Raw genomic sequence first — 4,336 nt, 5'->3', positions numbered from 1 at the left:
CCGAATAGGTGTTATGCGCAGCTGCGCATAATACGTACGTCCGGAACTGGGCTGGCTTCACCTACGTGGCGTTCATCGTCGACGTGTTCGCCCAGCGCATCGTGGCGTGGAACGCGGCCACCACCATGGCCACGGACCTGGTCATGACTCCACTGCGGATGGCGCTGTGGCAACGCGATCGCGAGGGACACCCGATCGAACCCAAGTCGCTGGTCAGCCACTCGGACGCGGGCAGTCAATATACATCTGTAGCGTTCACTGAACGCCTCGCGTTAGAGGGTATCGACCCGTCGATCGGCAGCGTCGGCGACGCGTACGACAATGCGCTCATGGAGACGATCAACGGCCTCTACAAGGCCGAGTGCATCCGCTCGTCGATCTTCCACGACGGGCCGTACAAGACGATCTCCGACGTCGAGTACGCCACCGCCGCGTGGGTCGAGTGGTACAACAATGAACGGCTCCACTCGAGCCTGGACTACGTCCCGCCCATCGAGTTCGAGCAGAGCTACTACGCTGCTCGGGGCCGAGAGCTGCAACCCACATAGGGAGCGGCGGGAAACCTGGGGCGGTTCAGATGGATCCAGTGCGGTTCAGCCAGATGTAGCGGGGGTCCACCCCGATCTTGTCTTGCGCTGAGTAGCCTAGGCACATGCACCTGTTGGTAACTGGCGGCGCCGGATTTATCGGCGCGAATTTTGTCCATCTAACTAGGCGATCCCGCCCTGATGTTGAGGTAACGGTGGTCGACTCTCTGACGTATGCCGCAAGCCGTGCGTCGATCGCCGATTTGCATGGCGTCCGATTGATCCATGGAGATATTGCAGATCCTGAGGTTGTGAACCCACTAGTGGGCGAAGCGGATGCTGTTATCCACTTCGCGGCCGAGTCCCACAACGATAATTCTCTAAAGAGTCCTTGGCCGTTTATTCAGTCAAACATCATAGGTACATATGTAGTGCTAGAAGCCTGCAGGAAGCAGGGGGTGCGTCTCCACCACGTTTCAACCGACGAGGTCTACGGCGATCTTGAACTTGACGACCCCGCCAAGTTCACTGAACAGACGCCCTATAACCCCTCTAGCCCCTACTCGGCGACAAAAGCGTCATCTGATCTATTGGTGCGGGCGTGGGTGCGTTCCTTTGGAGTGCAGGCTACGATTTCGAACTGTTCAAATAACTATGGTCCGCTCCAACATGTTGAGAAGTTCATCCCACGCCAGATAACTAACGTGCTGTCAGGCGAACGTCCGAAGCTCTACGGTGAGGGGCTAAATGTGCGCGACTGGATTCATGTCGACGACCACAACTCGGCTGTATGGGCGATTCTAGAGCGGGGTCAATTAGGGAGGACATACCTTATCGGTGCTGACGGGGAAGCTGACAACCGGACGGTGGTGCGAACTATTCTCGAGATAATGGGTAAGGATCCCGAAGGCTACGACCACGTCACTGATCGCCCCGGACATGATAGGAGGTATGCAATCGACTCGTCGGTTCTGCGTCGCGAGTTGGGATGGGAGCCGACTTACACGGACTTTCGAACAGGCCTCGAATCGACGATCAATTGGTATGCCGAGAATCGGCAGTGGTGGGAATCGCAGAAGGCGGCGGTGGAGGGAAAGTACGCCCAGTCAGAAGAGGTCATTAAATGATCGTTGAGTTGTCCATACCGGGCGCATTCGTTTACACGCCCAAGCAGTTCGGTGACGAGAGAGGTGCATTTCTCGAATGGTTCAAAGATGATGCCTTCGTCGCGTCGACGGGGCATCCACTTGAGCTAGCGCAGGCCAATATGAGCATTTCGGCGGCTGGCGTCCTCCGAGGTATTCACTTCGCCGACGTTCCGCCAGGTCAGGCGAAGTATGTGACTTGTGCGAAGGGCGCAGTCCTGGACGTGGTTGTCGATATTCGAGTAGGATCGCCGACCTTCGGAAAGTGGGAGTCCGTCCTCTTGGACGACGTCGAGCGGAAGTGCATCTATTTAGCGGAGGGCCTCGGGCACGCCTTTCTCTCGCTTGAAGACGAATCTACAGTGGTGTACCTCTGTAGTTCGGGGTATGCCCCTGATCGCGAGCACGGTATCGATCCCTTCGACGAGGAGATAGGAATCGAGTGGCCGACGACTGGTCGAAATGGGCAGGAACTCCGCTATGAACTATCTGCCAAAGATTCGGGCGCCCGTAGCCTGTCCGTCGTACAGGAGTCAGGATTGCTTCCAAGCTATGAGGACGTCACTCGATACCTAAGGTCTCTTGAGAAATGACAGGACGGACACGATGAAGGGCATTGTGCTTGCCGGCGGGTCAGGTACTCGTCTGCACCCCATAACGTTGGGAACCAGCAAGCAGATGGTCCCCGTATACGACAAGCCGATGATTTATTACCCGCTCAGCACGCTGATGTTAGCCGGCATTCGTGACATCCTTGTCATTTCTACCCCTCAGGACCTCCCCGGGTTTCAACGGCTTCTCGGCGATGGCTCGCAGTTCGGAGTGAGCATTAGCTATAAGGAGCAGTCCTCGCCTGACGGCTTGGCGCAGGCGTTTGTGCTCGGCGCTAACCACATCGGGACCGATAAGGTCGCACTGGTTCTCGGCGACAATATATTTTACGGGCCAAGGATGGGGTCTCAACTGCGACGGTATACGGATATAGAAGGTGGAGCTGTCTTTGCATATTGGGTGGCGGAGCCGCGAGCGTATGGCGTGGTGGAGTTCGACCGCGAGGGGCGGGCAATTTCTCTCGAAGAGAAGCCCTCGGACCCGAAGTCGAACTACGCAGTTCCCGGTTTGTACTTCTATGACAATGATGTCGTAGAGATCGCTGGCGGGCTGAAGCCGTCTGCCCGCGGGGAGTACGAGATCACCGACGTGAATAAGCACTACTTGGCTGAGGGGAAGCTACAGGTGGAAGTGCTACCCCGCGGCTCGGCGTGGCTGGACACTGGGACACATGACTCCCTGCTCGACGCGGGTAATTTCGTCCGGACGATCGAAGCACGACAGGGGCTTAAGATCGGGGCACCCGAGGAAATTGCTTGGCGCATGGGGTTTCTTGATAGCGACGCCCTTCGTCGGCGTGCGGAAGCGCTGGTCAAGTCCGGGTACGGCGCGTACCTCCTCGAATTGCTGGAGCGTGAAGAGTGATTCTGGTAGCTGGCGGCTCCGGGCAAGTCGGACGCTGGCTCTCAGTGCTCGGCGAAAGTCGCGTGCATGCGCTGTCTTCGGCCGAATTAGACGTGACTGATGTTGACGCTACGTCGACCGTCGTGAATGAGCTTCGTCCCGAATACGTGGTCAACTGCGCAGCGCATACTGCCGTTGACCTGGCAGAGGAAGAGCCAGCTCGGGCGTCCGCAATTAATGGGCAAGGGGCTGAGAACTTGGCGAGGGCTGCCACCAGCGTCGGGTCTCGGTTCATTCAGGTGTCGACGGATTACGTGTTTGGGGAGGCTGCTGTCCTCGATAAGCCCTTGGCTGAGGATCATCCTTGTTTTCCGCTATCGGTATATGGCCGGACCAAGTTGGCGGCCGAGGTTGCTGTACGCGCGGTGTGCCCGGAGGCGACCATCGTCCGGACTGCGTGGGTGTACACGGGTCCCTCGCGCAAGAGGCTAGAGCTGGCCGGCAACGATTTTGTCACCACGATGCTCGCGTTGGAGGCGTCTCGTGACACCATTTCAGTGGTGGACGATCAAATTGGGTCGCCGACATTCGCTCACGATCTTGCGGCTGGGTTGCTCGAGCTGACAGATTCGGGAGCGGGAGTCGGTTCGACCCTGCACGCTGCCGGCGGTGGTCAGGCGTCGTGGTGCGACCTCGCTCGTGCCGTGTTCGAAGAGATCGGCGCAGATCCAGGCCGCGTGCATGCGTGCACGACCGACGCGTTTCCGCGTCCAGCGCCGCGCCCCGCATTTTCCGTACTGTCCTCCGCCGCATGGGAAGATGTCGGTCTAGCTCCGCTGAGGGATTGGCGCGAAGCCGTAAGCGCAGCAGTCGCCATGTCGTGACCTCTCCAGCACTTCTTGGAGCCTGCGAATCGACTTACTGATCGCTCGTCGAATGCTCCTCGAGTTGCGGGTAGCTTGGTCCGCACCCACTCCAGCCCAAAGAGGCACACATGACGGATCCGCTGTGCACCGTCGTAGCACTGTCCACCGGTGGAGGCCGTGGCGGTCATGTCGCCACCCCTGACAGGGCCGCTGATTTGGAGACGGCTCCGCCGAAGGAGCTAGGCAGATCGGGGAGGGAAACAATTTCGAGCAGCCGCTCGCCTCCGGCTGTGCTGTCTGCTTCCGCCCTGAGTTGCACATGTTTAGTGCCTGGCGCCGAGCG

At 58.7% G+C, this 4,336-nt stretch carries 4 protein-coding genes and 1 pseudogene; all 5 read left to right on the top strand.

The features are described 5' to 3' along the window. Positions 1 to 32: 32 nt before the first annotated feature. A pseudogene (locus tag G6023_RS03265) lies at positions 33 to 548 on the top strand (IS3 family transposase); the annotation flags it as partial. Between the two features lie 104 nt (positions 549 to 652). Further along, positions 653 to 1,654, top strand: coding sequence for a dTDP-glucose 4,6-dehydratase (gene rfbB, locus G6023_RS03260; protein WP_182634075.1), 1,002 nt, complete (start codon positions 653 to 655; stop codon positions 1,652 to 1,654). Beyond that, complete coding sequence (locus tag G6023_RS03255) at positions 1,651 to 2,265, top strand: dTDP-4-dehydrorhamnose 3,5-epimerase family protein (RefSeq protein ID WP_182634074.1); 615 nt, start codon at positions 1,651 to 1,653, stop codon at positions 2,263 to 2,265. The genes rfbB and G6023_RS03255 overlap by 4 nt, the downstream gene beginning before the upstream one ends. Before the next feature lie 13 nt (positions 2,266 to 2,278). Continuing rightward, the gene (rfbA, locus tag G6023_RS03250) at positions 2,279 to 3,148 is read left to right on the top strand and encodes a glucose-1-phosphate thymidylyltransferase RfbA (protein ID WP_182634073.1); all 870 of its coding nucleotides are present in this window, start codon (positions 2,279 to 2,281) and stop codon (positions 3,146 to 3,148) included. Further along, positions 3,145 to 4,011: a dTDP-4-dehydrorhamnose reductase gene (gene rfbD / locus G6023_RS03245; RefSeq protein ID WP_472986417.1), complete on the top strand. Its 867-nt coding sequence runs from the start codon at positions 3,145 to 3,147 to the stop codon at positions 4,009 to 4,011. The genes rfbA and rfbD overlap by 4 nt, the downstream gene beginning before the upstream one ends. Positions 4,012 to 4,336: the final 325 nt, after the last annotated feature.

The sequence above is a fragment of the Dietzia sp. DQ11-71 genome (assembly GCF_014144995.1).
GTDB lineage: Bacteria > Actinomycetota > Actinomycetes > Mycobacteriales > Mycobacteriaceae > Dietzia > Dietzia kunjamensis.
Note: the sequence above shows the minus strand (reverse complement) of the source record. Positions and strands in the feature narration are given on the sequence as shown.

Bases quoted from the DNA above. Each gene is read 5' to 3' on its own strand.
- rfbB (WP_182634075.1), top strand. From the start codon at position 653: ATGCACCTGTTGGTAACTGGCGGCGCCGGATTTATCGGCGCGAATTTT.
- G6023_RS03255 (WP_182634074.1), top strand. From the start codon at position 1,651: ATGATCGTTGAGTTGTCCATACCGGGCGCATTCGTTTACACGCCCAAG.
- rfbA (WP_182634073.1), top strand. From the start codon at position 2,279: ATGAAGGGCATTGTGCTTGCCGGCGGGTCAGGTACTCGTCTGCACCCC.